This is a genomic window from Mycobacterium sp. 3519A (assembly GCF_900240945.1).
GTDB lineage: Bacteria > Actinomycetota > Actinomycetes > Mycobacteriales > Mycobacteriaceae > Mycobacterium.
Genome location: NZ_OESG01000014.1, coordinates 1,895,700 through 1,921,661 on the forward strand (window position 1 = coordinate 1,895,700; position 25,962 = coordinate 1,921,661).

32 protein-coding genes and 4 tRNA genes are annotated in these 25,962 nt (G+C 66.4%); 19 read left to right on the plus strand and 17 right to left on the minus strand.

Annotated features, from left to right (window positions below; translation table 11 throughout):
• The first annotated feature begins 159 nt into the window (after nt 1–159).
• Nucleotides 160–1,014 (plus strand): ABC transporter substrate-binding protein, encoded by an 855-nt coding sequence (locus tag C1A30_RS30275; RefSeq protein ID WP_101951918.1) that lies wholly within the window; start codon nt 160–162, stop codon nt 1,012–1,014.
• On the opposite strand, the gene C1A30_RS30280 is transcribed toward C1A30_RS30275, so the two are convergent.
• The 9 genes from C1A30_RS30280 to lmeA form a co-directional block, all read right to left on the minus strand.
• Nucleotides 1,011–1,268 (minus strand): hypothetical protein, encoded by a 258-nt coding sequence (locus tag C1A30_RS30280; RefSeq protein ID WP_101951919.1) that lies wholly within the window; start codon nt 1,266–1,268, stop codon nt 1,011–1,013. The two genes, C1A30_RS30275 and C1A30_RS30280, sit on opposite strands and share 4 nt — an antisense overlap.
• Nucleotides 1,268–1,897 carry an FABP family protein gene (locus tag C1A30_RS30285; RefSeq protein ID WP_101951921.1) on the minus strand — a complete coding sequence of 210 codons (630 nt, stop codon included), beginning with the start codon at nt 1,895–1,897 and terminating at the stop codon, nt 1,268–1,270. Before C1A30_RS30285 ends, C1A30_RS30280 begins: the two co-directional genes overlap by 1 nt.
• 164 nt (nt 1,898–2,061) lie before the next feature.
• Nucleotides 2,062–2,370 (minus strand): DUF732 domain-containing protein, encoded by a 309-nt coding sequence (locus C1A30_RS30295; RefSeq protein WP_101951923.1) that lies wholly within the window; start codon nt 2,368–2,370, stop codon nt 2,062–2,064.
• A 483-nt stretch (nt 2,371–2,853) separates the two neighbouring features.
• Complete coding sequence (locus C1A30_RS30300; protein ID WP_067794968.1) at nt 2,854–3,156, minus strand: DUF1416 domain-containing protein; 303 nt, start codon at nt 3,154–3,156, stop codon at nt 2,854–2,856.
• Nucleotide 3,157: 1 nt separating this feature from the next.
• The gene (locus tag C1A30_RS30305; protein WP_101951925.1) at nt 3,158–3,991 is read right to left on the minus strand and encodes a sulfurtransferase; all 834 of its coding nucleotides are present in this window, start codon (nt 3,989–3,991) and stop codon (nt 3,158–3,160) included.
• A gap of 35 nt (nt 3,992–4,026) precedes the next feature.
• Nucleotides 4,027–4,497: a DUF4395 domain-containing protein gene (locus C1A30_RS30310; protein ID WP_101951926.1), complete on the minus strand. Its 471-nt coding sequence runs from the start codon at nt 4,495–4,497 to the stop codon at nt 4,027–4,029.
• Nucleotides 4,498–4,589: 92 nt separating this feature from the next.
• Complete coding sequence (locus C1A30_RS36545) at nt 4,590–4,682, minus strand: Ms5788A family Cys-rich leader peptide (RefSeq protein ID WP_367776342.1); 93 nt, start codon at nt 4,680–4,682, stop codon at nt 4,590–4,592.
• 29 nt (nt 4,683–4,711) lie between these two features.
• Nucleotides 4,712–5,134, minus strand: coding sequence for a thioredoxin family protein (locus C1A30_RS30320; protein WP_101951928.1), 423 nt, complete (start codon nt 5,132–5,134; stop codon nt 4,712–4,714).
• A complete protein-coding gene (gene lmeA, locus C1A30_RS30325) occupies nt 5,131–5,928 on the minus strand; it encodes a mannan chain length control protein LmeA (RefSeq protein ID WP_101951930.1) in 798 nt (265 codons plus the stop codon). The genes C1A30_RS30320 and lmeA overlap by 4 nt, the downstream gene beginning before the upstream one ends.
• 175 nt (nt 5,929–6,103) lie before the next feature.
• Between lmeA and C1A30_RS30330 the strand changes: the two genes are divergently transcribed.
• The 6 genes from C1A30_RS30330 to pstB all read left to right on the plus strand — a co-directional run bounded on the left by C1A30_RS30330 (nt 6,104) and on the right by pstB (nt 11,806).
• Nucleotides 6,104–6,889, plus strand: coding sequence for a response regulator transcription factor (locus C1A30_RS30330; protein ID WP_067794954.1), 786 nt, complete (start codon nt 6,104–6,106; stop codon nt 6,887–6,889).
• Nucleotides 6,886–7,773 (plus strand): mycothiol synthase, encoded by an 888-nt coding sequence (mshD, locus tag C1A30_RS30335; protein WP_101951931.1) that lies wholly within the window; start codon nt 6,886–6,888, stop codon nt 7,771–7,773. The genes C1A30_RS30330 and mshD overlap by 4 nt, the downstream gene beginning before the upstream one ends.
• Before the next feature lie 100 nt (nt 7,774–7,873).
• Nucleotides 7,874–9,004, plus strand: coding sequence for a phosphate ABC transporter substrate-binding protein PstS (gene pstS / locus C1A30_RS30340; RefSeq protein WP_101951932.1), 1,131 nt, complete (start codon nt 7,874–7,876; stop codon nt 9,002–9,004).
• 49 nt (nt 9,005–9,053) lie between these two features.
• Nucleotides 9,054–10,109, plus strand: a complete 1,056-nt coding sequence (pstC, locus tag C1A30_RS30345; protein WP_101951934.1) for a phosphate ABC transporter permease subunit PstC — start codon at nt 9,054–9,056, stop codon at nt 10,107–10,109.
• The gene (pstA, locus tag C1A30_RS30350) at nt 10,106–11,020 is read left to right on the plus strand and encodes a phosphate ABC transporter permease PstA (RefSeq protein WP_101951935.1); all 915 of its coding nucleotides are present in this window, start codon (nt 10,106–10,108) and stop codon (nt 11,018–11,020) included. The genes pstC and pstA overlap by 4 nt, the downstream gene beginning before the upstream one ends.
• Nucleotides 11,021–11,029: 9 nt before the next feature.
• Nucleotides 11,030–11,806, plus strand: a complete 777-nt coding sequence (pstB, locus tag C1A30_RS30355) for a phosphate ABC transporter ATP-binding protein PstB (protein ID WP_101951937.1) — start codon at nt 11,030–11,032, stop codon at nt 11,804–11,806.
• Nucleotides 11,807–11,889: 83 nt separating this feature from the next.
• On the opposite strand, the gene phoU is transcribed toward pstB, so the two are convergent.
• The 4 genes from phoU to C1A30_RS30375 all read right to left on the minus strand — a co-directional run bounded on the left by phoU (nt 11,890) and on the right by C1A30_RS30375 (nt 17,026).
• Nucleotides 11,890–12,555 carry a phosphate signaling complex protein PhoU gene (gene phoU, locus C1A30_RS30360; protein ID WP_101951938.1) on the minus strand — a complete coding sequence of 222 codons (666 nt, stop codon included), beginning with the start codon at nt 12,553–12,555 and terminating at the stop codon, nt 11,890–11,892.
• 96 nt (nt 12,556–12,651) lie between these two features.
• Nucleotides 12,652–14,676 carry an LCP family protein gene (locus C1A30_RS30365; protein WP_101951940.1) on the minus strand — a complete coding sequence of 675 codons (2,025 nt, stop codon included), beginning with the start codon at nt 14,674–14,676 and terminating at the stop codon, nt 12,652–12,654.
• A 197-nt stretch (nt 14,677–14,873) separates the two neighbouring features.
• Complete coding sequence (dusB, locus tag C1A30_RS30370) at nt 14,874–16,037, minus strand: tRNA dihydrouridine synthase DusB (protein WP_101952993.1); 1,164 nt, start codon at nt 16,035–16,037, stop codon at nt 14,874–14,876.
• Nucleotides 16,025–17,026, minus strand: a complete 1,002-nt coding sequence (locus C1A30_RS30375) for an acyl-ACP desaturase (RefSeq protein WP_101951941.1) — start codon at nt 17,024–17,026, stop codon at nt 16,025–16,027. Before C1A30_RS30375 ends, dusB begins: the two co-directional genes overlap by 13 nt.
• Nucleotides 17,027–17,284: 258 nt before the next feature.
• Here C1A30_RS30375 and C1A30_RS30380 point away from each other — a divergent pair, with 258 nt between their 5' ends.
• Together C1A30_RS30380 and C1A30_RS30385 are read left to right on the plus strand one after the other, a co-directional pair.
• Nucleotides 17,285–17,617: a hypothetical protein gene (locus C1A30_RS30380; RefSeq protein WP_235010268.1), complete on the plus strand. Its 333-nt coding sequence runs from the start codon at nt 17,285–17,287 to the stop codon at nt 17,615–17,617.
• Nucleotides 17,618–17,715: 98 nt separating this feature from the next.
• A complete protein-coding gene (locus C1A30_RS30385) occupies nt 17,716–18,138 on the plus strand; it encodes a hypothetical protein (RefSeq protein WP_101951944.1) in 423 nt (140 codons plus the stop codon).
• A 2-nt stretch (nt 18,139–18,140) separates the two neighbouring features.
• Here C1A30_RS30385 and C1A30_RS30390 read toward each other — a convergent pair whose 3' ends face one another.
• Nucleotides 18,141–18,725 (minus strand): TetR/AcrR family transcriptional regulator, encoded by a 585-nt coding sequence (locus C1A30_RS30390; RefSeq protein ID WP_101951946.1) that lies wholly within the window; start codon nt 18,723–18,725, stop codon nt 18,141–18,143.
• Nucleotides 18,726–18,805: 80 nt separating this feature from the next.
• Here C1A30_RS30390 and C1A30_RS30395 point away from each other — a divergent pair, with 80 nt between their 5' ends.
• The gene (locus C1A30_RS30395) at nt 18,806–19,813 is read left to right on the plus strand and encodes an oxygenase MpaB family protein (protein ID WP_101951948.1); all 1,008 of its coding nucleotides are present in this window, start codon (nt 18,806–18,808) and stop codon (nt 19,811–19,813) included.
• Here C1A30_RS30395 and C1A30_RS30400 read toward each other — a convergent pair.
• Nucleotides 19,795–20,118 carry a hypothetical protein gene (locus C1A30_RS30400; protein WP_101951949.1) on the minus strand — a complete coding sequence of 108 codons (324 nt, stop codon included), beginning with the start codon at nt 20,116–20,118 and terminating at the stop codon, nt 19,795–19,797. The two genes, C1A30_RS30395 and C1A30_RS30400, sit on opposite strands and share 19 nt — an antisense overlap.
• 129 nt (nt 20,119–20,247) lie before the next feature.
• Here C1A30_RS30400 and C1A30_RS30405 point away from each other — a divergent pair, with 129 nt between their 5' ends.
• Nucleotides 20,248–20,514 carry a hypothetical protein gene (locus C1A30_RS30405; protein ID WP_142392685.1) on the plus strand — a complete coding sequence of 89 codons (267 nt, stop codon included), beginning with the start codon at nt 20,248–20,250 and terminating at the stop codon, nt 20,512–20,514.
• Nucleotides 20,515–20,554: 40 nt separating this feature from the next.
• Nucleotides 20,555–21,709, plus strand: coding sequence for a serine/threonine-protein kinase (locus C1A30_RS30410; RefSeq protein WP_101951951.1), 1,155 nt, complete (start codon nt 20,555–20,557; stop codon nt 21,707–21,709).
• A gap of 5 nt (nt 21,710–21,714) precedes the next feature.
• On the opposite strand, the gene C1A30_RS30415 is transcribed toward C1A30_RS30410, so the two are convergent.
• Nucleotides 21,715–22,233 (minus strand): cupin domain-containing protein, encoded by a 519-nt coding sequence (locus C1A30_RS30415; protein WP_101951952.1) that lies wholly within the window; start codon nt 22,231–22,233, stop codon nt 21,715–21,717.
• A gap of 66 nt (nt 22,234–22,299) precedes the next feature.
• On the opposite strand from C1A30_RS30415, the gene C1A30_RS30420 reads away from it, so the two are divergent.
• A complete protein-coding gene (locus tag C1A30_RS30420; protein ID WP_101951953.1) occupies nt 22,300–22,932 on the plus strand; it encodes a TetR/AcrR family transcriptional regulator in 633 nt (210 codons plus the stop codon).
• Nucleotides 22,933–22,941: 9 nt separating this feature from the next.
• Here C1A30_RS30420 and C1A30_RS30425 read toward each other — a convergent pair.
• Nucleotides 22,942–23,017 (minus strand) — tRNA-Lys (locus C1A30_RS30425).
• Nucleotides 23,018–23,159: 142 nt separating this feature from the next.
• Here C1A30_RS30425 and C1A30_RS30430 point away from each other — a divergent pair.
• From C1A30_RS30430 to C1A30_RS30455, 6 genes are all read left to right on the plus strand, one after another.
• Nucleotides 23,160–23,232, plus strand: a tRNA-Glu gene (locus C1A30_RS30430).
• A 44-nt stretch (nt 23,233–23,276) separates the two neighbouring features.
• Nucleotides 23,277–23,353: transfer RNA gene (locus C1A30_RS30435), tRNA-Asp, on the plus strand.
• Between the two features lie 45 nt (nt 23,354–23,398).
• A tRNA-Phe gene (locus C1A30_RS30440) sits at nt 23,399–23,475 on the plus strand.
• Nucleotides 23,476–23,542: 67 nt separating this feature from the next.
• Entirely contained in the window at nt 23,543–24,214 is a 672-nt protein-coding gene (locus C1A30_RS30445; RefSeq protein WP_101951954.1) for a response regulator transcription factor, read from the plus strand.
• Between the two features lie 65 nt (nt 24,215–24,279).
• Nucleotides 24,280–24,651: a response regulator transcription factor gene (locus tag C1A30_RS30450; protein ID WP_235010269.1), complete on the plus strand. Its 372-nt coding sequence runs from the start codon at nt 24,280–24,282 to the stop codon at nt 24,649–24,651.
• Nucleotides 24,633–25,934 carry a sensor histidine kinase gene (locus C1A30_RS30455; RefSeq protein ID WP_101951956.1) on the plus strand — a complete coding sequence of 434 codons (1,302 nt, stop codon included), beginning with the start codon at nt 24,633–24,635 and terminating at the stop codon, nt 25,932–25,934. The genes C1A30_RS30450 and C1A30_RS30455 overlap by 19 nt, the downstream gene beginning before the upstream one ends.
• Nucleotides 25,935–25,962 lie beyond the last annotated feature (28 nt).

Sequence of the window (25,962 nt, forward strand, 5' to 3'; positions counted from 1 at the left end):
GAGCTAGCAGCACCGGGGGAGTCTCCTGCGCGCGCTGGCGAATTCCCCGCAGTCACCCGGCCCCCGAGCCCCTCGGTCTTGTCCAACCAGGTACGACGGCTCGGGGGCCGCTTCATGCCTGGACCACCCCGATGCTGGCACCAGATAACTCGGTGCGCGATGATGCATGGCGTGTGGCGGGTGGCCAAAGTGGCGGTGGCAGCCCTCGCCGCGGTGAGCGCGGCATGCGCCCCGATTTCCGATGACACGTCGGCCCCTACCGCCGACAAGTGCAAGAAGGACGCGCTGGGGACGCTATACCCGGGCATTTTCACCTTCGGCACCGACCAGCCGGTGTATCCCCCGTGGTACATGGGCGACAACCCGGCCAGCGGCGAGGGATTCGAAGCGGCGGTGGCCTACGCCGTCGCGGAGAAGTTCGGCTACACGCGCGACGAGGTGCGTTGGGTGCGGGTGCCGTTCAATGCGGCGCTGGCGCCGGGCCCCAAGACCTTCGACGCCAACCTCTCGGAATTTTCGATCACCGAACAGCGCAGGGCTGCAGTCGATTTCTCGGCACCGTATTTCACGGTGACCCAAGCCGTCGTCACGGTGAAGTCGTCGCCCGCTGCGACGGTCACGACCGTGCGCGGGCTGAAGAAGGTCCGGCTGGGCGCCCAGGTCGGCACTACCAGCTACACGGCGGCGGAGTCGGTGAACGGCGACATCCCGATCGAGGTGTACAACACCAACGGCGACGCCAAGATGGCCCTCAGCACCGGTGAGATCGACGCGTTGGTGGCCGATCTGCCCACCGCCTTCGCGGTCGCAAACGAGTTGCGGGAGGGTCTGATGGTGGGCCAATTGCCAAGTGCCCCAGGAGATGTCGAGCAGCTTGGGATAGTGCTCGACAAGGGCAGCGCGTTGACTCGGTGCGTCTCGTGGGCTGTCGACCAGCTACACGGCGACGGCACCCTTGGCCGCCTCGAGCAGACGTGGTTGGCCGATGTGGGCAGGGCGCCGCTGCTGGCTTAACCTGCGGGCCCCGGCGCGAAAGAGGAGCAGGCCTGCATTGCCTGATGCCAGGTGTTCTGGTCGACGCCGGGCGGCGGACCCGCGGCCGGACCGGGTGCGGCCGGCACGCCGTGCTCGCTGAGGCAGTGCGCGAGACTACCGTGGCCCGCCGGGGCGACCGACGTCGAAGATTGTTGGGGCGCAGGCGAATTCGACGAGCAGGCGGCGAGCAATGCCGCCGCCGCGACTCCCGCGGCCAGGGCCAGCGCCCGCACTAGCCGACGAACCTGGACAGCCGCGCGGACAGATGCGGTACCAGCCCGCCGTCGGCGTCGACCCGCTCTTCGACATACGCCAGGTCGCCGCCCTCGATGATGCCGTAGAGCCGCTTGGCGCCGCCGACGAGCATTCCCGACTTGCTGCGTGCCAACGCATCGGTGACCAGTTCCCACGACGACTGGTTGCGGGGGCTGCCGTAGAACAGTTCGATGTAGCCCGCGGAATGTGCGAGCAGCAGTTCGATGGCCTGGGACTCCGACGGATCGGCGGGATCGTCCACGAAGCGCCAGAAGCCGGTTTCGCGCAGGCCGGGGGCCTCGTACTCACCGTTCTCGGTGAGCCGCCAGGAGCGCGCCTCCCAGTTCAGGTAGTCACCGCCGTCGTGCGACACCACGATCTGCTGGCCGAACCGGTAGTCACCGGAGGCGCCGCGGCCCTCGCCCTCACCGCGCCACACCCCGACCAGTGGAAGCAGCGCCAGCAGCGCGTCGTTGAAGTGCGCGCCCTCCCGCAGGTTCGCGGTGTCCGCAGGCAGCGGCAAATCGTCGAACACCGGGATGTTGCGGGCCGCCGTGCTCTTGGCTCGTTCGGCCGCCGCCGCGACGGCGTCGTCGCCGGAGGTCACGACTCGTCGGTGATGAGGCGGTAGAGCGCGTACAGCGCGAACCACGTGATCACCACGACGGCCGCGACGAGCATGATCTCGAAGAACAACACCACGGCGGTGAGTCTAGCCGCCGAGGGCGCACCGATTCTCGGCGGTGGTGGTGGCTGCGATCACACGGGCGCTCAGCCCTGATCGGGGCACAACGTACTGGTCGCGGCGCTGATGAAACTCTTCGTCAGACCCTTGTTGTTGCCCAGACCCTTGGAGACGTAGGAAACGACGTCGTCGTACGGGTCACCCTTGGCCAACTTGGCGCAGACGTTGTGGCCCGCGCTGATGAGGTTGAGTCCCACCTGCGGCGGGAACGAGATGCCGCTCCTGGTCAGAGCGGCGAGGAAGTCGTCGTCCGGGCTGGCCGTCGACGCGGGAGCGGTAGCTATGGCGAGGAGGGCGAAGAGTGTTGTCGCGAATCCCCCAATTGCGAATTTCATGATCGACCCTGTTCATCGTGGTTGTCTCCACGCGACGGCGCGGGAGCTACCCACAATGGTGGGCCGGTACAGCAAATTTTGGAGCGTTTTCGCGGCGAAAGCCGTGCTGCGGCCGGTCTCACCCGGCCGCAGCCTTCGTCGTCAGGCGAACCCCAATTGCCCGACTCCTCGTCGGCTCGTGCCGAGCCGCCTTCGTCGTCAGGCGAACCCCAATTGCCCGACTCCTCGTCGGCTCGTGCCGAGCCGCCTTCGTCGTCAGGCGAACCCCAATTGCCCGACTCCTCGTCGGCTCGTGCCGAGCCGCCTTCGTCGTCAGGCGAACCCCAATTGCCCGACTCCTCGTCGGCTCGTGCCGAGCCGCCTTCGTCGTCAGGCGAACCCCAATTGCCCGACTCCTCGTCGGCTCGTGCCGAGCCGCCTTCGTCGTCAGGCGAACCCCAATTGCCCGACTCCTCGTCGGCTCGTGCCGAGCCGCCTTCGTCGTCAGGCGACCTTGACGTCGACCTCGTGGATGCCCGCCCCGGACGGCGCCACGCTCGCGTCGCCGTTGCCCGCAGGCGACAGCGCGCGCAGCGTCCACGTACCTGGCGCAGCGAAGAACCGGAAGTCACCGGTGGCCGACGCGACGACCTCGGCGGTGAACTCGTCGGAGGAGTCCAGCAGGCGCACGAACGCGCCGCCGACGGCCTGACCCGCGCCGTCCACGACGCGACCGGTGATCACCGTCTCCTTCTCGAGGTCAACGCTGGCAGGCAACGTCAGTCCTTGCTTCGGTGCAGAGCACATATCAACTTCCCAACTCGATCGGGGCACCCACCAGGGAGCCGTATTCCGTCCAACTGCCGTCGTAGTTCTTGACGTTCTTGTGTCCCAACAGTTCCTGCAGCACGAACCAGGTGTGCGACGAGCGCTCACCGATCCGGCAGTACGCGATGGTTTCCTTCTCGCCGTCGAGGCCGGCCTCGGCGTACAACTTGGCCAGCTCCTCATCGGACTTGAAGGTGCCGTCCTCGTTGGCCGCCTTGCTCCACGGAACGTTGATGGCACCGGGGATATGCCCGGGCCGCTGGCTCTGCTCCTGCGGCAGGTGCGCGGGCGCGAGGATCTTGCCGGAGAACTCGTCGGGGGAGCGCACGTCGACGAGGTTCTTCTGGTTGATCGCCGCGATGACCTCATCGCGGAAGGCACGGATGCTGTTGTCCGGGGCCTTGGCCGTGTAGCTGGTCTCCGGACGCTTCACCGGCTCCTTCGACAGCGGGCGCCCGTCGAGCTCCCACTTCTTGCGGCCACCGTCGAGCAGCTTGACGTTGTCGTGGCCGTACAGCTTGAAGTACCAGTAGGCGTATGCGGCGAACCAGTTGTTGTTGCCGCCGTAGAGGATCACGGTGTCGTCGTTGGAGATACCGCGCTCGGAGAGCAGTTTGGAGAACTGCTGCTGATCAACGAAATCCCGGCGCACCGGATCCTGCAGATCGGTCTTCCAGTCGAGCTTGACGGCGCCCTCGATGTGGCCGCCGTCGTAGGCGCTGGTGTCCTCGTCGACCTCGACGAAAACGGTGTTAGGCGCGTTGAGATTGCTCTCGGCCCAGTCCGTACTGACCAGGACGTCGGAGCGTGCCATGAACGAAATCCTTTCGATTGCTTACTGTTTGAGCGTTATGCGGTGGACGGTGCACTCGCCCGTTTCCGGACGCGTGCGACGAGCGGGTAGATCTGGCAGCCGAGGCAGATACCGAAGGCCGCATTGAGAAACGCCGCCACAAGCGCGAAGCCGGTGGCGATCAAGCCGAGAAGTTCGACGCCCGAGGCGAATCCGACGACACCGACGACCGCGAACACGAAGCCGACCAACTGCGCGAACTTCAGTGGTGCGGCCGGTTCCTTCTCGGTGACAGGCCCGAGCCTGGGCGCGACGAAGCGCTGGAAAATCACCCCGTAGGGATGCCGGCGCGGTCCTTGCCATGCGCCGATGGCGAAGACGACGGCCTGGGCGCCGAGGATCACGGCAGCGGCGAGGAGGCTGACGCCCGCGGCGAGCAGCGTCGCCACGATCACGACCGTCGTCACCCATGCGGCGAACCGGGGACCCCGCACATCCACTTGCGTGGCTGTGGTGTTGGTCGACATGAAGCAGACTCCTGTTGCGTTGGAGGGGGCTGGGCATGAGCAGGCCGGACCGGCTGCTCCGAGCGGACGCGCTTTAACTCGCGCGGCTGCGCTCAGCAGCTACAACAACAACAGCAACAACCCGCGACGCGGCACAGATCGACTGCGCGGCGCTTGGTGAGCATCGGCTCGAGGCGGGCGGGCACGGCAGACAGCTTACCCAATGACAGGGTGATCAAGCCAACAGCGGTTGCACCGCGGACCGCAGGTCAGCGGCGTTGGGGACGCCGCTGGTGCGATACCGCGGCCGACCGTCGGCGTCGAAGATCACTGTCGTCGGCAGCGACAGCACTGAAAGTCGCCGGGCGGCTTCGGGATTGACGTCCATGTCGATCTCGACGTGTGCGACACCGGGCAGTTCCTCGCAGACCTGGTCCACCACCCGTCGCACCGCTGCGCACGGCCCGCACCACTCCGCGCTGAAATGCAGGATCGTCGGTCCACTCTCGGAAAGTCCCAGGCCCGAAGTGTCGACGTCGCTGGCCTCGGAGGCGGCTTTCAACATCCCGGCGCGCAGCGTCAGCAGCCTGCCGACGACGAAGGCGACGCCAAGCGCCGCGATCAACACCGTGACGGCCAGCACCACCGAAGAGCTCATGACAATCGAAACCGATCAAGCGGGACGGTTACTCCCTTGGTAATGCCCTCGATGATGATGTCCGAACCCCTGGCGCCCTCACTGGTCGGACGGACGCCGAACGGCAGCTTCTGGCCCGGCATGCTGGTGCTGAACGCGGCCAGCACCGCGGGCAGTTTGTCGTCAGGAATCTCCTGGTCAGCGGTGCCTGCGCCGGTCAGCACCCCGGTCGCGGTGAAAACCAGCGTCGTCTGGTCCGGCCCGCTGATCGACAGATCGACGGCGATGCTGACCTTCTTGTCGTAATCCGCCTTCCTGGGAGTGCCGGTGAACACCAGCCCCCGGTTGCTCGAGATGCCCGACTCGGTGGTGCCTCCCGTCGCGTCGTTGGTCTCCCGCGACGGCGCCTCCACCAGCAGGTCAGGGATGCCCATGAAGCGGCCGACATGGGTCGAGTCGATGATGATGCGGCTTTCCACCTCGCCGACCGGCAGGCTGGCGTCCGGACCGATCAGCCAGGACGTCTGTGAAGCGTCGACCTGATGCAGGGTCGCCTCGAGTCCGACCTTGCCGACGACAGGGTGATCCACGCCACTGGCCTTGATCTCGATTTCGTTGTACCGATGGCGGCTGGCCTGGGTGATGAACGGGAAGCCCAGGATGCTGACCCACGGGTCGAAATCCAGGTTCGCGGCCGTGCGCACGCTTCTGGCCAGGTGATACTCGGCGTAGATAGCGGCGCCGAAGTCGGTTCCGACGGCGCCGACGACCACCGCGGTTACCGTCGCGATCGCACCGATCAGCACCTTCCGCACCCGGACATTCTGGCCTACGGACAGTCGTTGCCCTCTTCGGCGCGGCTAACGAGCAGGTGGCGCGCTATCGTTAGATGACTAACGGCCGGTAACGGCCATATGTCAGGCGTGAATCTGGGAAGTCACCACCGACATCGTTGTCCAGGCGAGGTCCCTATGGCTGCTGGAGGGCCAGTTGGATCTATTGCTACTGACCGTCGACCCGCATCCCGAATCCGTGCTGCCGTCGTTGGCGCTGCTCGCGCACAACGTGCGGACCGCACCGACAGAGGTGTCTTCCCTTCTCGAAGCAGGCACCGCGGATGTGGCGATCGTCGATGCGCGTACTGACCTGGCCGCCGCTCGCGGCCTGTGTCGGCTGTTGGGGACGACGGGCACGTCGGTCCCCGTGGTGGCCGTCGTCAACGAGGGCGGCCTCGTCGCCGTCAACGTGGAATGGGGCCTGGACGAGATCCTGCTGCCCAGCACCGGCCCTGCCGAGATCGACGCCCGGCTGCGACTGCTGGTCGGCCGCCGCGGCGGGGTCGCCAACCAGGAGAACGTCGGCAAGATCAGCCTCGGGGAACTGGTGATCGACGAGGGCACCTACACCGCCCGGCTGCGCGGCAGGCCGTTGGACCTCACGTACAAGGAATTCGAACTGTTGAAGTATCTGGCCCAGCACGCGGGCCGGGTGTTCACCCGCGCGCAGTTGCTGCAGGAGGTCTGGGGTTACGACTTCTTCGGCGGCACCCGCACCGTCGACGTCCACGTGCGGCGGCTGCGGGCCAAGCTGGGCACGGAGTACGAATCGCTGATCGGCACGGTGCGCAACGTCGGATACAAGGCGGTGCGGCCCGCCCGCGGCCGCCCGGCCCCCGCGGGTGCCGAGGTGTCCGACGACATGGTCGACGAGGCAGGCGGCTATGAGGCGCCCGACAGCCTGCCCGACGCGCTGGTCGACCCGCTGCGCAGTCAGTGACTGAAATCGGTTGGCGCCCAAGCCTTTCCCTCGCCGAGCAGCACGACATCCGCGAACTGATCGCGGTGGCGCGACAAGTCGACGGCGTCGCGCCCGTCGGTGATCAGGCGTTGCGCGAGTTGGCGCACGACCGCACCCGCCACCTGTTGGCCGTCGACGGCGATCACGTGGTCGGTTATCTGAACCTGACCGCCCAGCCCGCGATGGCCGAGGCGGTGGTGCATCCCGACGCGCGGCGGCGCGGGATCGGCTCGGTGATGGTGCGCACCGGCCTGTCCGAGGGCGGCGCCGACGCCCGCATCTGGGCCCACGGCAACTTGGCGCCCGCGCGGGCCACCGCGGCCGCACTCGGCCTCGTCGTCGTCCGCGAGCTGCTGCAGATGCGCAGGCCGCTGACCGACCTGCCGCCGCTGACCGTCCCCGACGGGATCCGCCTGACCACGTATTCGGGTCCCACCGACGACGCAGAACTGCTGCGGGTGAACAACGCCGCATTCGCCTGGCACCCGGAACAGGGCGGGTGGACCGAGGCCGACATCGCCGAGCGCCGCGGTGAGCCCTGGTTCGACACCGCAGGCCTGTTCATGGCGTTCGACTCCGACACCGACAAGCTGGCCGGCTTCCACTGGACGAAGCGGCACAGCGCCGATCTCGGCGAGGTCTATGTGGTCGGCGTGGATCCGGCGGCGCAGGGCCGCGGCCTCGGTGCCACGCTCACACTGGCCGGGCTGCATTACCTTGCCGCGCGGCTGTCGGAAAGCGCAGAACCGACTGTGATGCTTTACGTGGAGGCAGATAACTCCGCCGCGGTGAACACGTATGAACGCCTTGGTTTCGAGGTATTCAGCGTCGATGCGGCCTACGCAGCACCACCTGTGAACTAGCCGACCTGTTCACTCTTCGTTCACGTTCCATCTCAGAGCCGTCTACTGGGGCCGCATACGTTGCCGTGGAGTTCAGCAGTCAAATTCGAAAGTGGGATCAGTGAAGCTCAACAGCATTGGCAAGGCGCTTGGTACGACCCTGTCCGCGACGGCGGTCGCCGCGCTGACGCTGACCGCCTGCGGTAGCGACAACAACACCGCGGCGCCCTCCACGAGCGCTTCGGGGACGGGCACCGCGTCCGCTGCGGCCGACTGCGGGGGCAAGAACTCGGTGACCGCCGAGGGGTCGACGGCTCAGCAGAACGCGATCGCGGAGTTCAACAAGGTGTGGGGCCAGGTGTGCTCAGGAAAAACGCTGGCCTACAACCCCACCGGGTCGGGCGCGGGCGTCGACCAGTTCATTGCGAAGCAGGTCGACTTCGCCGGATCCGACTCGGCGCTGAGCGACGACCAGAAGCCGAAGGCGGCCCAGCGCTGCGGCGGCAACGAAGCGTGGAACCTGCCGCTGGTGTTCGGCCCGGTGGCGATGGCATACAACATCGACGGCGTCGACAAGCTCGTGGTCAACGGTGAGGTGCTCGCCAAGATCTTCCAGGGCCAGATCACCAAGTGGAACGACCCGGCGATCGCGGCGCTCAACAGCGGCACCAACCTGCCGGACACCGACATCAAGCCCGTCTACCGCTCGGATTCGTCGGGCACCACCGACAACTTCCAGAAGTACCTGGCCGCCGCGGCGCCACAGACGTGGACCAAGGGTTCGGGCAAGGAGTTCCAGGGCGGCGCCGGTGAGGGCGCGCAGAAGTCGTCCGGCGTTGTGCAGGCCATTCAGGCCACCCCTGGCTCCATCGGCTATGTCGAGAAGAGCCCGGCCGCAGCGGCCAACCTGAAGACCGCCGAGATCGACAGCGGCGCCGGGCCGGTCGCGCTCACCGACGACTCCACCAAGGCCGCCGTCGCCGCGGCAAAGATCCAGGGCACGGGCAACGACCTGACGCTTGACCTCAACGCCCTGTACGCCAGCAAGGAGGCCGGTGTTTACCCGTTGATGCTGGCCACCTACGAGGTCGTGTGCAGCAAGGGCTACGACGCCGACACCGCGGCAGCGGTGAAGTCGTTCTTGACGGTGTCCGCCAACCAGGGCCAGGCCAACCTGTCGCCCGCCGGATACGTGCCGCTGCCGGATTCGTTCAAGGAGCGTCTGCTCAAATCGGTCAACGCAATTGCATAGTTGTCCGGCGCGACAGCACTATTGCAGTGAGGATGGGTAACGGGAACCGATGACCGATAGGCTCGATGTGACGGAAGCTAGCGGGCTGCCTAACCCGTCCGACGCGGGATCGGGTGAAGTGATCGCTTCACCCTTCCCTGAACCGGAGCCCATTCCCACCAATCCCGCGAAGGGCGCGAAGGTCCGGTTGGGAGACAGGATCTTCCGCGGCCTCGCGGAGGGTGCGGGCATTCTGATCGTCGTCATCATCGCGGCGATCGGCGCGTTTCTGTTGTGGCGCGCGATTCCCGCGCTCGCCCGCAACGAGGAGAACTTCTTCCTCTACGGCGGAAACTGGATCACCACAGACACATCGGCGATGCACTTCGGCATCCGCGACCTACTCCAGGTGACGGTTTTCGTGTCGGTCTTCGCGTTGATCCTTGCCATGCCCGTCGCGCTGGGTATCGCGATCTTTCTTACCCACTACTCACCACGGCGACTGTCGGGCCCGCTGGCGTACATGGTCGACCTGCTCGCCGCGGTGCCGTCGATCGTCTACGGCGTGTGGGGACTGTACGTACTGGCGCCGGTGCTGAAGCCGTTTGCGTTGTGGCTCAACGAGAACCTCGGCTGGATCTTTTTATTCAAGACCGGTAACGCCTCGGTGGCCGGCGGCGGCACGATCTTCACCGCAGGCATCGTGCTGGCCGTGATGATCCTGCCGATCATCACGGCGGTGACGCGGGAGGTGTTCGTGCAGACACCGCGCGGCCAGATCGAGGCCGCACTTGCGTTGGGCGCCACCCGCTGGGAGGTGGTGCGCACCACGGTGCTGCCGTTCGGCCTTTCCGGCTACATCAGCGGTGCGATGCTCGGCCTCGGTCGCGCGCTCGGTGAAACGATCGCGCTGTTGATCGTGCTGCGCGGCACTCAAAAGGCGTTCGGCTGGTCACTGTTCGACGGCGGCTACACGTTCGCAAGCAAAATCGCCGCCACCGCAAGCGAATTCAACGACCAGTACAAGGCGGGCGCCTACATCGCGGCGGGCCTGGTGCTGTTCATCCTGACGTTCGTGGTGAACTCGGCGGCGCGCGCCGCAGTCGCCGGAAGGGGGGCGAAGTGACCTCCACACTGGACCGCCCGGTCAAGGTCACCACCTTTCAGGGTGTCAGCCTGCGCCGCAAGCTCGCCAACAACATCGCCACCGTGCTCGTCACCGCATCGTTGGTCGTCGCGTTGGTGCCGTTGCTGTGGGTGCTGTACTCGGTGATCACCAAGGGTTTCAAAGCGATCACCTCACCGGTGTGGTTCACCCATTCACAGGCCGGAATGACCGCTTTCCAGGCCGGCGGTGGCGCCTACCACGCCATCGTCGGCACGCTGCTGCAGGGCTTGGTGTGCGCGATCATCTCGATCCCGATCGGCATCATGGTCGCCGTCTACCTCGTCGAATACGGCGGCGGCACCCGACTCGGCAAGCTGACCACCTTCATGGTGGACATCCTCACTGGTGTCCCGTCGATCGTGGCCGCCCTCTTCATCTACGCGCTGTGGGTGGCCACGCTCGGGTTCCAGCGGTCCGGCTTCGCGGTGTCACTGTCGTTGGTGCTGCTGATGATTCCGGTGATCGTGCGTGCCACCGAGGAGATGCTGCGCATCGTTCCGATGGACCTTCGCGAGGCCAGTTATGCACTGGGCGTGCCGAAGTGGAAGACCATCGTGCGCATCGTCATCCCCACCGCGCTGTCGGGCATCATCACCGGCATCATGCTGGCGTTGGCCCGCGTGATGGGTGAGACCGCGCCGCTGCTGATCCTGGTGGGTTATGCGCAGGCCATGAATTTCGACATCTTCAGCGGTTTCATGGGATCGCTGCCCGGCATGATGTACGACCAGATCTCGGCGGGGGCCGGCGCGGATCCAGTGCCCACCGACCGACTATGGGGCGCCGCACTGACGTTGATTTTGTTGATCGCCTTACTCAACATCGGGGCGCGAGTCGTCGCGCGTATCTTCGCCCCCAAGAAGGTTTAGGAGCTTTCAGTGGCCAAGCGATTGGACCTCAAAGACGTCAACATCTATTACGGCTCCTTCCACGCCGTCGCCGATGTAGCGCTGTCGGTGCAGCCCCGCAGCGTGACCGCGTTCATCGGGCCGTCGGGCTGCGGCAAGTCGACGGTGCTGCGGACGCTGAACCGCATGCACGAGGTCATTCCCGGCGCCCGCGTCGAAGGATCGGTGCTGCTCGACGGTGAGGACATCTACGGCCCAGGCGTCGACCCGGTCGGCGTGCGCAAGACCATCGGTATGGTGTTCCAACGGCCAAATCCCTTCCCCACCATGTCGATTCGCGACAACGTGGTGGCCGGGCTGAAGCTGCAGGGCGTTCGCAACCGCAAGATGCTCGACGATGTGTGCGAGCGATCACTGCGGGGCGCCAACCTCTGGAACGAGGTGAAGGACAGGCTCGACAGGCCGGGCGGCGGGCTGTCGGGCGGTCAGCAGCAGCGACTGTGCATCGCCCGCGCGATCGCCGTGCAGCCCGACGTGTTGCTGATGGACGAGCCGTGCTCGGCGCTGGACCCCATCTCGACGCTGGCGATCGAGGACCTCATCGCCGAGCTCAAACAGGACTTCACGATCGTGATCGTCACGCACAACATGCAGCAGGCCGCCCGCGTCAGCGATCAGACCGCGTTCTTCAACCTGGAGGCGACGGGTAAGCCCGGCCGGCTGATCGAGATCGACGACACCGAGAAGATCTTCTCCAACCCGAACGAGAAGGCCACGGAGGACTACATCTCGGGCCGCTTCGGCTGACTTTTTCTCCGCGCGAGCAGACGCAAAGTGCGCCAAATTTCCGGCGTGTCGGGACCTTTTGCGTCTGCTCGCGCAAGAGAAACTCAGCGCGCGGCCATCTCCTCTTCGTCGGGGAGGTTGCCGGTCACCTGGAAGATGACCCGGCGGGCGATTTCGACGGCGTGGTCGGCGAACCGCTCGTAAAACCGGCCGAGCAGCGTCACGTCGACGGCGGCGGCGACCCCGTGCTTCCATTCCCGGTCCATCAACACGGTGAACAGGTGCCGGTGCAGATCGTCCATCGCATCGTCTTCTTCGCGGATCCGCGCGGCCTTCTCGGGGTCACGGGTCAGCAGCACCTCCTGCGCGCTGTTGCCCAATTCGACTGCGACGCGGCCCATTTCGGCGAAGTAGCCGTTGACCTCTTCCGGCAGCGCATGCTGCGGGTGACGGCGGCGGGCGATCTTGGCGACGTGCAATGCCAGCGCGCCCATCCGGTCGACATCGGCGACGATCTGGATCGAGCTGACGATCGCCCGCAGATCACCCGCGACCGGGGCCTGCAGCGCCAGCAGGACGAACGCGCTCTCCTCGGCCTTGGCGCTCATCGCCGCGATCTGCTCGTGGTCGGTGATGACTTGTTCGGCCAGCACCAGATCGGCCTGCAGCAGGGCCTGGGTGGCGCGTTCCATCGCGGCGCCGGCCAGTCCACACATCTCGCCGAGCTGAGCTGTGAGCGCGTCCAGTTGGTCGTGGTATGCGGTTCGCATACACCCAAGCCTACGGCTTGACTAGGCACAACGTCACGACGCAGGCGGTGAACGAAAGGTGAATGCCACCTGCCTAAATGGGTGAGCCGATGCGCGTTATTCGCAACTGGTGTCGGCGGCGTTGGTGACGGTCAGATCCTCGGGCAGGTGCGTTGGCGGCGCACTGGCGCCCTTCATGACGTGAACCTGTACGGGCGAGCCACTCGGCGACGGCGGGGTGACCGATGAGAAGTCGTTGCCCAACACCACCCGAACCACGTCGCCCATCCCGGACACCCGCTCGATGGTCGGGTTGGCGAACGACGACGCGACGGTCGCGGCCGCCTGCTCGTTGCCCGGCGAGAAGAACACCGTCGTCGCCGACAGCGGGCCGGGGTAGTCGTCGGGGCTGGTCACGTTGAAGCCGTGGGACTGCAGTTCGGTCGCCGCGGTCGCGGCCAGCCCGTTCTCACCGGTCGAGTTCGACACCCGCACGGTGATGTCCTGCGGATTGGTGGTCACCGCGCTCACCAACTCGGCATTCTCCGGGGCGGGCGCCTGCGTCGCTTCGGGTTCGCTGGTCTGCGACTCCGGCGTACCGGGCACCGGCGTGTTGTCCGGGTTCTTCTCCTCGGGCAGCGGATCGTCGTTGATGATCGCGTCGAACAGCGCCCGCATGTCGTCGGTGCGCGGGACCTCGTTGCCGTATTCGTCGGCATAGCCGACCGTCGGCACGGTGACGAAGGTGATCCGGCCCGCGTTCACACCCTGGATCGACTGGCCAAGATCGACAAGGTCTTTGGTCTTGATGTTGTCGACGTAGCTGTCGTCGATGAACATGTTCACGACGTTGTTGAGCTTGGACAACGAGAAGAACACTTCTTTCGAGATCAGCGACCGCAGCAGCGACGACAGGAACAACTGCTGCCGCTTGATCCGGCCGTAGTCGCCGTTGGTCTCGGTGGTGACCTGGCGGGCGCGGACGTAGTTCAGCGCGGTGTGGCCGTCGACGATCTGGCGGCCGGCGTTGGCCAGCACAGTGCCCAGTTCGTAGTCCTCCAACGGCGTGGTGCTGCACACCTCGACGCCGCCGATCGCGTCCACCATCTTGGAGAAGCCGGCGAAATCGACTGCCATGAAGCGGTTTACGGACAACCCGGACAGCTTCTGGATCACTTTCACCAGGCACTTGGGGCCGCCGACCGCGTACGCGGAGTTGATCTTCGTCTCCGTGTAGACCTCGTTTTGGCCGTACATCTCGGACTCGGTGTCGGTGACCGGTCCGTACTCGCCGGTGTCTGGATCCCAGTGCTGGCACTTCGTCGGCGTGATCTCGAGGTCACGCGGAAACGACACGGCGACAACGCGTTTGCGGTTGGCCGGGATGTTGACCAGCATGATGGTGTCGGATCGCGCGCCCGCGGCGTCCTCGGTGCTGCCCGCGCCCATATCGCTGTTCTCGCCGATGCGGCTGTCCACGCCGACGATCAAGAAGTTCTCGTCGCCGAACTGCGCATTGGGGTCGACGATGTCGCGCGAATTCAAATCGAGCGCGGAGACCTTGTTGAGCATGTTGTTCTTCGAGGACTGCCACTGCCAGGCCCCGCCGGTGACGGCCAGGGTGGCCACGGCGATCAGGGCGGCGGCGGCGCGGCCTGCGGCCGCCGTCTTCCTCAGGCGGCGCCGGGTCGGCGCAGGAACTCTGCGGCCGCGTCCGGTGCCTACGCGCGACGGCTGCACCCTGTCACGGGGGCGCAGTGCCGCCAGATCGGGCACTTCGGAGGCGTACCCCGCCACGATCGGAATAACCTCGGTGTCCGGATCGTGGTCCTCGACGACCGGGGCGAGGATCTCGGTGGGCGGGGCCTTCGGCTCCGGTTCAGGCTCCGGTTCGGGTTCCTGCCGGGGCCGCCGCAACTCCTCGGGCACGCTTTCGGCGCCCTGCACCTTGGCGATCAGGTCGGCGACGGTGACGCCGTCGGTGTGGTTTCCTGCCGACTCGTTCTTCGTCAGCTCGCCGGAATCCGAAGTTCCGCTGCGCTCCCACGGCGCGGCGTGTGGTGGCGGCGGCGCACTTCGGGTAAGCCATCGGTTGGGTCCGTCGCCCGAAGACCCAGGAGTGGCGTGCTGGCCGTCACTCATGTTCCTCGTGGCCTCCGACTTCTGGACCGTCGCGCGCCTCGGTGCGCGTGGGCGTATGCAGTGCTTTCGTGTGCCCTCGGTTGGTGTATCAGCACTTCGCAGGCTCCGCCGTTGGAGCCGGATACGACAAGATCCTTATCGTACTGAGACATCGTGTTCAACGGCCAGTCCACCGGAGGTACCGAGATCGTCTCGGTTTAGCCTCCGGAATGCATAATCTCGGCGCCTGCGGGGACCGTGCAGTCGTCGGGATCGGCCAGCCAGCCCTCCGGTAGCGACACCGCTGCCGCGGATCCCTGCCTGCCCCGCGGACCAGTGGCGGCCTGCGGGAACGGCACGTCCTGGTCGAGTTGACCGAGCAGCTCATCCAGCTCGGAAAGGGTCTTGACCAGCGCCAGCGCCCGCCGCAGGTCGGCGCCTGCGGGGAACCCGTGCAGGTACCAGGCGATGTGCTTGCGCATATCGCGCATGCCCTTGTCCTCGCCGAAGTGCTCGGCCAGCAGCTGACCGTGTCGCCGCATGATCGCCGCGACCTCGCCGAGCGTCGGCGGCGTCGCGGGGGTGGTGCCGGTGAACGCCGCGGACAGCTCGGCGAACAGCCACGGCCTGCCGAGGCAGCCGCGGCCGATGACCACACCGTCGCAACCGGTGGCGGCCATCATCGCCAGCGCGTCGTCGGCGTCGAAGATGTCGCCGTTGCCGAGCACTGGAACCGTGGTGACATGCTGCTTGAGCAGGGCAATCTGCTCCCAGTCGGCGGTTCCCGAGTAGCGCTGCGCAGCGGTCCTGGCGTGCAAAGCCACGGCGGCCGCGCCCTCCTCCGCCGCGATCCGGCCCGCGTCCAGGTGGGTGTGATGCTCGTCGTCGATGCCGATGCGGAACTTCACGGTGACCGGGATGCCGGTGCCCTCCGTCGCCCGCACGGCCGCAGCCACGATGCGGCCGAAGAGCCGCCGTTTGAACGGCAGCGCCGCACCGCCGCCGCGTCGGGTGACCTTGGGCACCGGGCAGCCGAAGTTCATGTCGATGTGATCGGCCAGGCCCTCGTCAGCCACCATCTTCGCGGCGGCGTAGGTGTTGTCCGGGTCGACGGTGTACAGCTGCAGCGAGCGTGGTGTCTCGTCGGGCGCGAACGTCGTCATGTGCATGGTCACCGGGTGCCGCTCGACGAGCGCACGCGCGGTGACCATCTCGCACACGTACAGTCCGCTGACGGTGCCGGCACGCGCCAACTCCAACTCACGACAGAGCGTGCGGAATGCGACATTTGTCACACCGGCCATCGGGGCCAGCACGACCGGGCTCCGCAGTTCGATCGGCCCGATACGTAACGGCGACCGGGTGTCGGCTACGACGCTGATGCGGCGAGCTCCTTCGCAGCCTTCTTCTCCGCCATCTGCGCCAGCCGCTCGAGCCTGCGCTGCTTGGCAACCTCGAACTTCACGCAGGCTTCCTCGAGTTCCTCGACGAGCTTGCCGAGTTCGTCGCGCTGTCGCGCAGCCTCGCCGGTGAAGTCCTCGCGCTCGAAGATGCGCCACTTCTTCAGCACGGGCATCACGACGTCATCGAGGTGGATGCGCGGGTCGTAGACGCCGCCCGACGCGATGGTGACGGCCTTCCGCCGGAAGTCCGGAATGGTGTAGCCGGGCATCTTGAAGTTGCTCAGCACCTTGTGCAGCGAGTGCATCGCCTGGTTCGGCGCGATATCAAACCCGGCAGCCGACACGTCTCTATAGAAGATCATGTGCAGGTTCTCGTCGGCCGAAACCCGTTGCAGCAGTTGGTCAGCGACCGTCTCGTTGCATGCCTTGCCGGTGTTGCGGTGCGAGACGCGCGTCGCCAATTCCTGGAACGTCACATAGATGACCGAGTCGAACAGGCTGTCGGCGAACAGGTCCGCCTCGACCTGCTGGTTCTGGCCGGGGGAGAAGCCGCGGGTGACCTGCTCCAGCCGCAGCTGTTCCAGCTCGACGGGATCCACGGCGCGGGTGACGACGAGGTAGTCGCGCAGCGCGATGCCGTGCCGGTTCTCCTCGGCCGTCCAGCGGTTGACCCAGAATCCCCACGGGCCGTCCATCGAGAAGTTCATCGCGATCTCGCGGTGATAGGCCGGGAGATTGTCCTCGGTCAGCAGGTTGGTCAGCATCGCCACCTGGGCGACCTCGGAGAGCTTGGACTGTTCCGGGTCCCAGTCCTGACCGCCGAGGGCGTAGAAGTTCTTGCCGTCCGACCACGGGATGTAGTCGTGCGGATTCCAGTCCTTGCGCATCGACAGATGCCGATTGACGTTCTTCTCGACGACGGGCTCGAGTTCGTGCAGTAGCTGAAGATCGGTCAGACCTTGCGCCATGGGTTTTCGTCCTCCTCGCGGCCGGGAAGCTCTATCCCAGTTATCTGTACCCGTTGGTTGCACTCAATATATCTGTGTACCCCGGTGACATTCAAGTTGCCTCGCGGTGTGTCACATCCGCCTCACAGGTTGCCAACAGTCGCGGTACTATCGGCCCGGGCAAATGGGGGAGCCCGCAAACCCTGCCGCAGCCAACCACGACTCGGAGGTCGGGCTCACATGAGGACCCTCACTGTTCTATTAGGCGCTGCCGCCGGGGTGGCAGCAACCATTTCTATCGGCGCGGGCGTCGCGGGCGCGGTACCCGACGTCGTCGGCCAAACCTTCCGGGATGCCAAGAACACTATCCAGAGCCAAGGGTCGGCGGTCGTGATCGCGACGCGCACCGGCGGGTCGGCGGACATCGACAAGTGCGTCGTCACCAACGCCTGGGGTAAGCCGAGTGTCGACCAGCCCCGGCAGGCGTCCGGTCCGAGCGAAGTGTGGGTCGCGCTGAGCTGTAACGCCGCGATCGCGGGCCCGGGAACTCCTGGCAACTCCGCCGCCAGTACCGCGGGCCGCCAGGCGATCACCTCGCAACAAGTCGGCTGACCTGGACTGCCCGATCGGTAGCGGTGACGCGTACCACGCAATACACTCCGACCATCACCTATCCAGGCAGTTTTACGACAATTCGGAGGTCGGACTCAGTGAAGAAGTCCCTCGTTCTTTCGGCCGGCTCGGCCGTGGCCGCGTCAGCCTTCATGGCGCTGTTCGGCACCGGAGTCGCCGCCGCGGACGACTTCGCAGGCCAGACCTACGCGGATGCCGCGTCGGCGGCCAGCGATGCCGGACTTTCCGTCACCGTCGCCGCCCGGGTGGGCGACAAACTGTCGCAGGACGAGTGCCTGGTCACGCGTTCGCAGACCGCGCCGTTCGCCGACGCCGACGACGGCTCGCACTACAGCGGCCAGGTGCAGTTCTATCTGAACTGCAACGGCGGATACGCGACCGCCAACAACCCGGGCGCCTCGGTGGCCAGCCCGGAGGGCCGCGAGGCCAAGGCCGCCGCCGATGAGGCCGCCGCCGAAGAGGAGCAGTCCCTCGAAGAGGTCAGCACTCCCGACGAGTAGCTCTAATAGCTCGACACCCGGTTGAGCAGCATGTCGACGCAGTAGTCGATGAACTGCTCACGGGTGGCCGGGAGCCGACCGTTCAGGTAGGCGGTGAACAACGCCGTCAGCGCGCCGATCAGACCCGTGGCCACCATCGCCTGGACAGCGGGTTCGGTGATCCGGGTCAGCTTGTGCTGCAGCAGGTCGATGAAGCTGGGCATCCATTCCGCGCCCGACCGGGTCAGCACCGGTTCCACGCCGGGCGCCAGCAGCAGCACCCGACCCCGTGACGGATCGTCGACCATCAGCGCGACGAAGCGTTCGACGGCGTCGCGCGGGGTCTCCGCGGTCATCAGCGTCGACATCGCCCGCGCGCACACGTCGTCGTAGACCGCACGGACGAATTCGTCGCGGTCGGCGAAGCTTTCGTAGAAATAGCGCTCGGTCAACCCGGCCGCCCTGCACACCGCCCGCACCGTCAGTCCGGGGCCGGACTCGCTGCCAAGCAGTCCGACGCCGGCGGCGATCAGTTCGTCGCGCCGCAGAACCTGACGATCCTGCAACGGAACGCCCGACCAACGGCCCCGTCGTTGACCCGAAGCCACATCACTCCCTAAACTCGATGGTGACAACACCCGTAGTCAGAATGCCGTGAACGGCTTTTGACACGAGCGGAAGTTCACCAGTGACTCAAGATACTTCTGAGGCGCGCCTCCAGACCACCGGAGCCACCCCTGCGGCACCGGGCTGCCCGGTCACGACGGGCGGCTACGACGCGGTCCCTGCGTTTCTCGGCCCCGACTCCTTGACCTGGCAATTATTCGGCGATTGGCGCGGGCTGCTGCAGGGGCCATGGGCGGGTTCCATGCAGAACATGCACCCGCAACTCGGCGCCGCCGTCGAACAACACTCGATCTTCTTCCAAGAACGCATGCCGCGGTTGCTTCGCTCGCTGTACCCGATCGGCGGCGTCGTCTTCGACGGCGACCGGGCCCCGCAGACGGGTGCTGAAGTTCGCGACTACCACATCGGCATCAAGGGCGTCGACGATCAGGGCCGCCGCTACAGCGCGCTCAACCCTGACGTCTTCTATTGGGCGCACTCGACGTTCTTCATGGGCACCATCCTGACCGCCGAACGCTTCGGCGACGGTCTGACCGAGGCCCAGAAGCGGCAATTGTTCGACGAACACGTCACCTGGTACAGCATGTATGGCGTGAGCATGCGACCAGTTCCCGAGAGCTGGGAAGATTTCCAGGTCTACTGGGATCACATGTGTCGCAACGTCCTCGAGAACAATTTCGCCGCGCGCGAGGTCCTCAACCTGTCGACCATGCCCAAGCATCCGTCACTGCAATGGATTCCGGACTGGCTGTGGCGACTACAACTGAAAGTACTTGGGCCCTTTGCAGTTTGGGTCACCGTCGGCCTGTATGACCAACCTGTTCGCGACCTGATGGGCTACACCTGGTCGGCCAGGGACGAGCGGCTGCACACGCTGTTCGGCAGGCTGGTGAATCTGACGTTCAAGCTGCTGCCGAGACGGCGCCGCTTCCATCCGCGGGCTCGCGCAGGCTGGGACCGGGCAACGGGACGCTGCCCCGTCGACGCGCCGCTGGTGCACACGCCTGCACGCAATCTGCCGCCGGTCGAACACCGCGACAACGGGATGCATTACTGCCCGAAGGTCTGACGCCTCACGGTGGGCGGGTCGGGGAAGGGGCCCCACTGCACGGGCGGGTAACGCCCGAATACGCCGCGGGGGTCGCCTGCCAGGGTCAGCCGGTGCTCGAAGTCGGCGCGTGCCCGTAGGCCGGCGCGGCGAATCTCGAGGGCCCGTCTGCGCCGCGTGACGACACTCAGAAGGCCGACGATCACCACGACCGCGAGCGCCTCGTACCAGCCGTTGTGCAGCCACCACAACGCCAGCAGCAGTCCCGCGCCGGTGAGCACCGGATGCCGCCGCGGAAACGACCTGTCAGGTTGCTGGTAGAGCATCGGTTTTGATCATACGATTCGCCGTCCGAAAGGGCGGCCCAGCACTTCGGCGGTGCCGACCCGTGCCAGCTCGGTAACGTTCGGCGTTTTCCGCTATGCCTGGCGCGGTTTATAAGGCACGATTCACCTGTGTCGCGTGCGATCCGGTCCGTGGGCTGTGCAGTGGTGGCGATGATCGCCGCCCTGGCCATCGGGCTGTCCACGCCAGTGCCTGCGTCGGCGACGACGGTGACCAACGGCTACAACCCGCCGCCGTCGCCGCTGACCGTGCTGGTCACGCCGTTCACCATCGGCATCCACGTGATCGAGGCGATCGCCGAGGGCCTCGCCAACGCGGTCGAGATGATCGCGACGCCCGCCCCGATCACGGTCCCAGCCCCGCACGCCGCGACCTAGCGGTTGTTTGACGCCGGCGTCGACCGGCTAGCTTTTAGGTATGCAGGCGCCGGAGGTGCTGGGCGGCCGCTACGAACTTCGGGGCGTTCTCGGACGCGGTGGCATGGCAGAAGTCCGCGACGGCTGGGACATTCGGTTGGACCGACCGGTCGCCGTCAAGCTGCTGCACCCGATGTTGATCGAAGCACCCGATAACCGTCTGCGATTCCAGACTGAGGCGCGCGCGGCGGCCGCGCTGAACCACCCGCACATCGTGTCCGTGCACGACAGCGGCGAGCACGCAGGCACGCCGTACATCGTGATGGAGCGGCTGTCCACGCAGACGCTGGCCGACGTGATCGCGCGCGGACCACTGCCGCAGCCGGACGTGCGGGCGATCCTCGGCGACGTGCTGTCTGCGCTGTCCGTCGCGCACGCGGCGGGCATCCTGCACCGCGACATCAAGCCGGCCAACATCTTGTTCTCCCTGTCAGGGCATGCGAAGGTGGCCGATTTCGGCGTGGCCAAGAGCCCGGGCAGCGTGCACACGATGACGGGCCAGATCGTCGGCACCATGGCGTATCTGAGCCCGGAGCGGATCGCGGGCAGGCCTGCGTCGGTCGCCGACGATCTGTACGCCGTCGGTGTGGTGGGTTACGAAGCGCTGACCGGCCGTCGCGCCTTTCCACAGGAGAACATCGCCGAGCTGGCCCGCGCCATCTCGCAGGGGGCGCTGCCACCGCTCGGCGCCGTGCGGCCCGACGCGGACCCGGCGTTGGCGGCAGTGATCGAGCGGGCGATGGCGCCCGATCCGGCGTGGCGATTCGCCAACGCCGAAGAGATGCGCGCGGCCTTGGCGGGCCGCGGCGGCCCTCCCGCACGGCCGGCCACGCGGGTGATGGCCGCACCGCTGCCCGACCCGACGACGATGGTGGCGGCGCCCGTGCGGCGAGCCAACCGGTCGCGGTGGTGGCTGGTCACCGCGGCGGTGGTGGCGGTGCTCGTCATCGCGATCGCGTTCATCGTCGATTCGTCGTCGAAGCCCGCCGTCCCGGAGCCCGCGAGCACCAGCACATCGGTGCCACCTCCGCCTCCGACGTCATTCGTGCCGCCGCCACCGATCACGACGCCCGCGCAAATCGAGCAGCCACCGCCGAAAAAGAAAGGGCCGCCAGGGCACGGAAATGGCAAGGGCCCCAAGAAAGGTCGCGACTGAGGGGCTCAGCCGCTGAACACCGGCATCGTGATGCCCACCGCCGCGTTCTCCTCCGGGGTGCCCAGCACGTAGCCGTATCGCTCGGACACCGCGATGAAGTTCGCCACCTCTTCCGGCGTGGGAGCAGCCAGGCCCTCGGTCATCGGACGGCCCACCTCCTGGAAGAACCGGCCGAGCCGCGCGGTGGTGACGATCAGATCGACCGCGGGCCGGTCGGTGACGTTGCGGTGCGCATGCGGCGCATCGCCGGGCACACGGACGTAGTCGCCGGCATGGGCGTCGCGCCACTCGAGGCCGTTGTCGCCCTGAACAAGCACCTGATGGGTGCCCGACAGGATGAGGAAGTCCTCAGCATCGGGATGACGGTGCAGGGGCACCACGGAGCCCGGCGGCACGGTGCCGCGCAGCACGCAGAACTCGTCGGACCAGCTGAGGAACTCGACGATGCCGCCGAACACCTCGAAGCTCGGGGTCGGCGGCATCCCGGCAAGTCGGTGGAACACGGTGCTGAATTCCGATTTCATGCGGCATCTGCCCTCTCGGCCTAGTCTTGTGTGGAAGCTCTATTGATTAGAGGAATGCTATAACGAATGTCTGGTACAGCGCGGGGCAGGCCGTACCGATCGGCGCGCAGGGCGGAGGCGGCGGACGACACCCGCGCGCGAATCCTCGCCGCCGCGATCCGGCTGTTCGTCGAGAAGGGCTACGGCAAGGTCACCGTCAACGACATCGCGCGGGAGGCCGGCGTTGCGGTGCCTACCGTGTACACCAGCGCCGGGGGCAAGACCGCGATCCTTGCGACGATCATCGACGAGGCGGTCCGTGACCCCGTCGTCGAACAGACCCTGGCCGCTGTGCGCAGGGCGCGCGATCCGCGTGAGGTGATCGATGTGACGGCCAACGGCACCCGGGTCGACAACGAGCGCTACCACGACATCATTCAGGTGAACCGGACCGCATCCGCCGTCGACGAAAGCGCGGCCGAAATCCTCGAGGCATCCAACCGCGCCTATCGGCAAGCGCTGGCGGTGGCGGCGGCGCGGTTACGTGAAATGGGCGCTCTCCGAGAGTATCTCACCGACGAGCGCGCGACCGATCTGCTGTGGTTCTACTTCGGCCATCAGTCGTGGCACACGTTGGTCGCCGAGGCGGGGTGGACGTGGGACGAGGCCGAGGACTGGCTGCGCGAGCAGGCCGCCGTGGCACTGCTGACGCCGCGGTGACGAGCTTTTTGGTGCCCCCGCGGAGTTTCGATCTCCGTACCCGCGGATTAAAAGTCCGCTGCTCTTCCGAGTGAGCTACGGGGGCGCAGACACTCTATCGGAGCGGCAGGCAAAGTGCCGTAGTCGGTGCCTGCGAGCATCTCGTTTGAGGATTGGGGCCTCGGTACCCTAAGCTATCGAAGCTCCCAGCGTCACAGCGTTGTGAGTACCCCGGAGAGATTCGGCTGGCCCCCTTCGTCTAGCGGCCTAGGACGCCGCCCTTTCAAGGCGGTAGCGCGGGTTCGAATCCCGTAGGGGGTACACGCGACGCCTCGTACGATGGAGTCGCACGGCACGACAAGCAAGGCCCTGTGGCGCAGTTGGTTAGCGCGCCGCCCTGTCACGGCGGAGGTCGCGGGTTCAAGTCCCGTCAGGGTCGCCAGTGTTTGGCGAGGCACTTGGGTTTCTCGAGATGTGGGTGCCTTCCGGCCAGGTAGCTCAGTTGGTATGAGCGTCCGCCTGAAAAGCGGAAGGTCGCCGGTTCGATCCCGGCCCTGGCCACCACGAGGTAACTTCTGCTTCCTGCGGCGATGATTGTGGTGATCATGACCGACCGGGGGAGGACGCGAAGGTGAGTGATCGAATCTCGATCCTCATTGCCGAGGACTCGCTGCTGGTGCGCGACAGCGTCGAGCGGGCCTTGTCCACCGATCCCGAGATCACCGTCGTCGGCACCGCCGAGGATTACGACTCCGCGGTCGAACTCGTCGACAAGCTCCGACCGACCATCGTCGTCACCGACATCCGGATGCCGCCGACGTCGACCGACGAGGGGATCCGCTTGGCGCGGTGGATGCGCACAGCGCACCCCGACACCGGCGTGATCGTGCTGTCGCAGTACGCCGAACCGCGCTATGCGGCCGGATTGCTCGAGGACGGCACGGCAGGCCGTGGCTACCTGCTCAAAGAGCGGATCTCGCATTTCGACGAATTGAACGACGCCGTGCGCCAGGTCGCCGCCGGCGGCACGGTGCTGGATCCCCTGGTCGTCGAAGTGCTTCTCGCGCAGCCCCGCTCGGCCCCCACCCTGAGTCGACTCACGCCACGGGAACGCGAGGTGCTCAGCGAACTGGCGACCGGGTTCTCCAACCGGACCGTCGCCGAGCGACTGGTGTTGTCGCAGCGGGCGGTGGAAAAGCACATCAACTCCATCTTCGCCAAGCTGGAATTGACCGCCGACGACGCCGTTGACCGTCGCGTCAAGGCCGTGTTGATGTTCCTCAACGACAGCGGGTCGACGTGACCGCCGCGGGAAAAGGTGGTGTGTGCACCCTGGTGCGCAGCAAATCCGCTCGACACGATGACATCGTGGCGGACGATCTCGTGCGCGTCTGGGTCGTCGACGACCAGGCCAGTTTCCGGCGGGCTGCCGCCGCGACGCTGGCTGCCATGGACGACTTCGAAATGGCAGGCGAATGCGAGACCGGTGAATCCGCCGTCGACCGCATACCCGACGGCGCCGACCTCGTGCTGATGGACATCCACATGCCCGGTATCGACGGCATCGAAGCCACCCGGCAACTCCGCGCGGCACACCCTGAGCTGATCGTCGTGCTGATGTCGACCTACGACCTGGAGGATCTCCCTGCGGCCGCGTCGACCTGCGGCGCCGTCGCGTATCTGCACAAGGAGCACCTGTCACCGGAACTGCTGAGCCGGATATGGCGAACAGCGAGCTGAAGTCGCCCGCCACCGGCGGCATGATGCCGCACTGGCGTGTACCGCAGGTGCTGCTCACCGCCGCGGTGCGCTCGTCGTCGCTGCTGGGTCATGACCTGATCAACCGCTTCCGGGCGGAGCGTTATCAGCTGTTCCTCACCGGTCATCTGCTCGGATGGGCCGGCGCCGGAATCCTGTTGCCGCTCTTGGAGTTCGCGTTCTGGTACCGCAACCCGTACGTGCTGCTGTTCGCGGCGGTCGGCGCCCCGCAATGTGTGGCGCTCGCGGTGGGCCTGCACCTGGCCCGGCTCGGCAGGTACTCACAGTCGATCAGCCTGGTCTGCGTCACGAACTGGATCAGCGTGGTACTCGTGACGCTGATCAACCCCAACTTCCTGGCCGTGATGGCGCTGGTGGCCCTTGTTCCTGTCGTCTTCGCCGAGCCCTATATCCGCTGGCAACGCGGGTTGGCGTTCACGGTGATCACCGCGTTGTGCGTGCTGGCGATGGCATTGTTGGTGCGCATCCTTCCCGTTCCGGAGGCGGTGCAGAACGGGCCCCGCTGGCTGGAAACCGCGTTCATCGTTGTGGCGTTGCCGTTCAACGCATTTCACTTGTTGGTGATCGTGTGGAACAACGCGGCGGCCTTGCGGACGTCGGAGGGACAACTCGCGGAACGTGCCGCCGAACTCGCGGCCTCGCGCACCCGGTTGACCACGGCCGCCGACGAAGAGCGACGCAGGCTGGAACGGGATCTGCACGACGGCGCCCAGCAGCACCTGGTCTCCCTTTCGGTGCTCATTCAGCTTGCGCGCAAAGCGGATCCGCAGCGGTGCCAGTCGCTGTTGAGCGAGGCGCCCGAACTCGTCGAGCCCTCGATCGTCGAGATACGCAGGCTCGCCCACGGCATCTCCCCGCCGCTGCTCGTCAGCGGCGGGTTGACCGAAGCCCTACCGACGCTGGCCGCACGCGCGTCGGTCCCCGCGCACGTGGACCTGCAGGGCCTGGGCCGCTACCCGCCTTCAACGGAGGCGGCGCTGTACTACTGCTGCAGCGAGGCGTTGCAGAACGCCGCCAAACACGGTGGTCCCGGCACCACGGTGACGATCAAGGCGCGCGGCGACGGGCAGACACTGCACCTTTCGATCAGCGACACCGGGCGAGGATTCGAGCCGGGAACCATCGGCCACGGGTTGACCAATATGACCGACCGGCTTTCGGCCATCGGTGGCCGACTCGTGATCGAGACGTCGCCGGGACGCGGTACCCGCATCGTCGCCGCCGTCGACGGCAGCGGGTCCTGACCGCAGGGGGTGTACACACCACCATCAA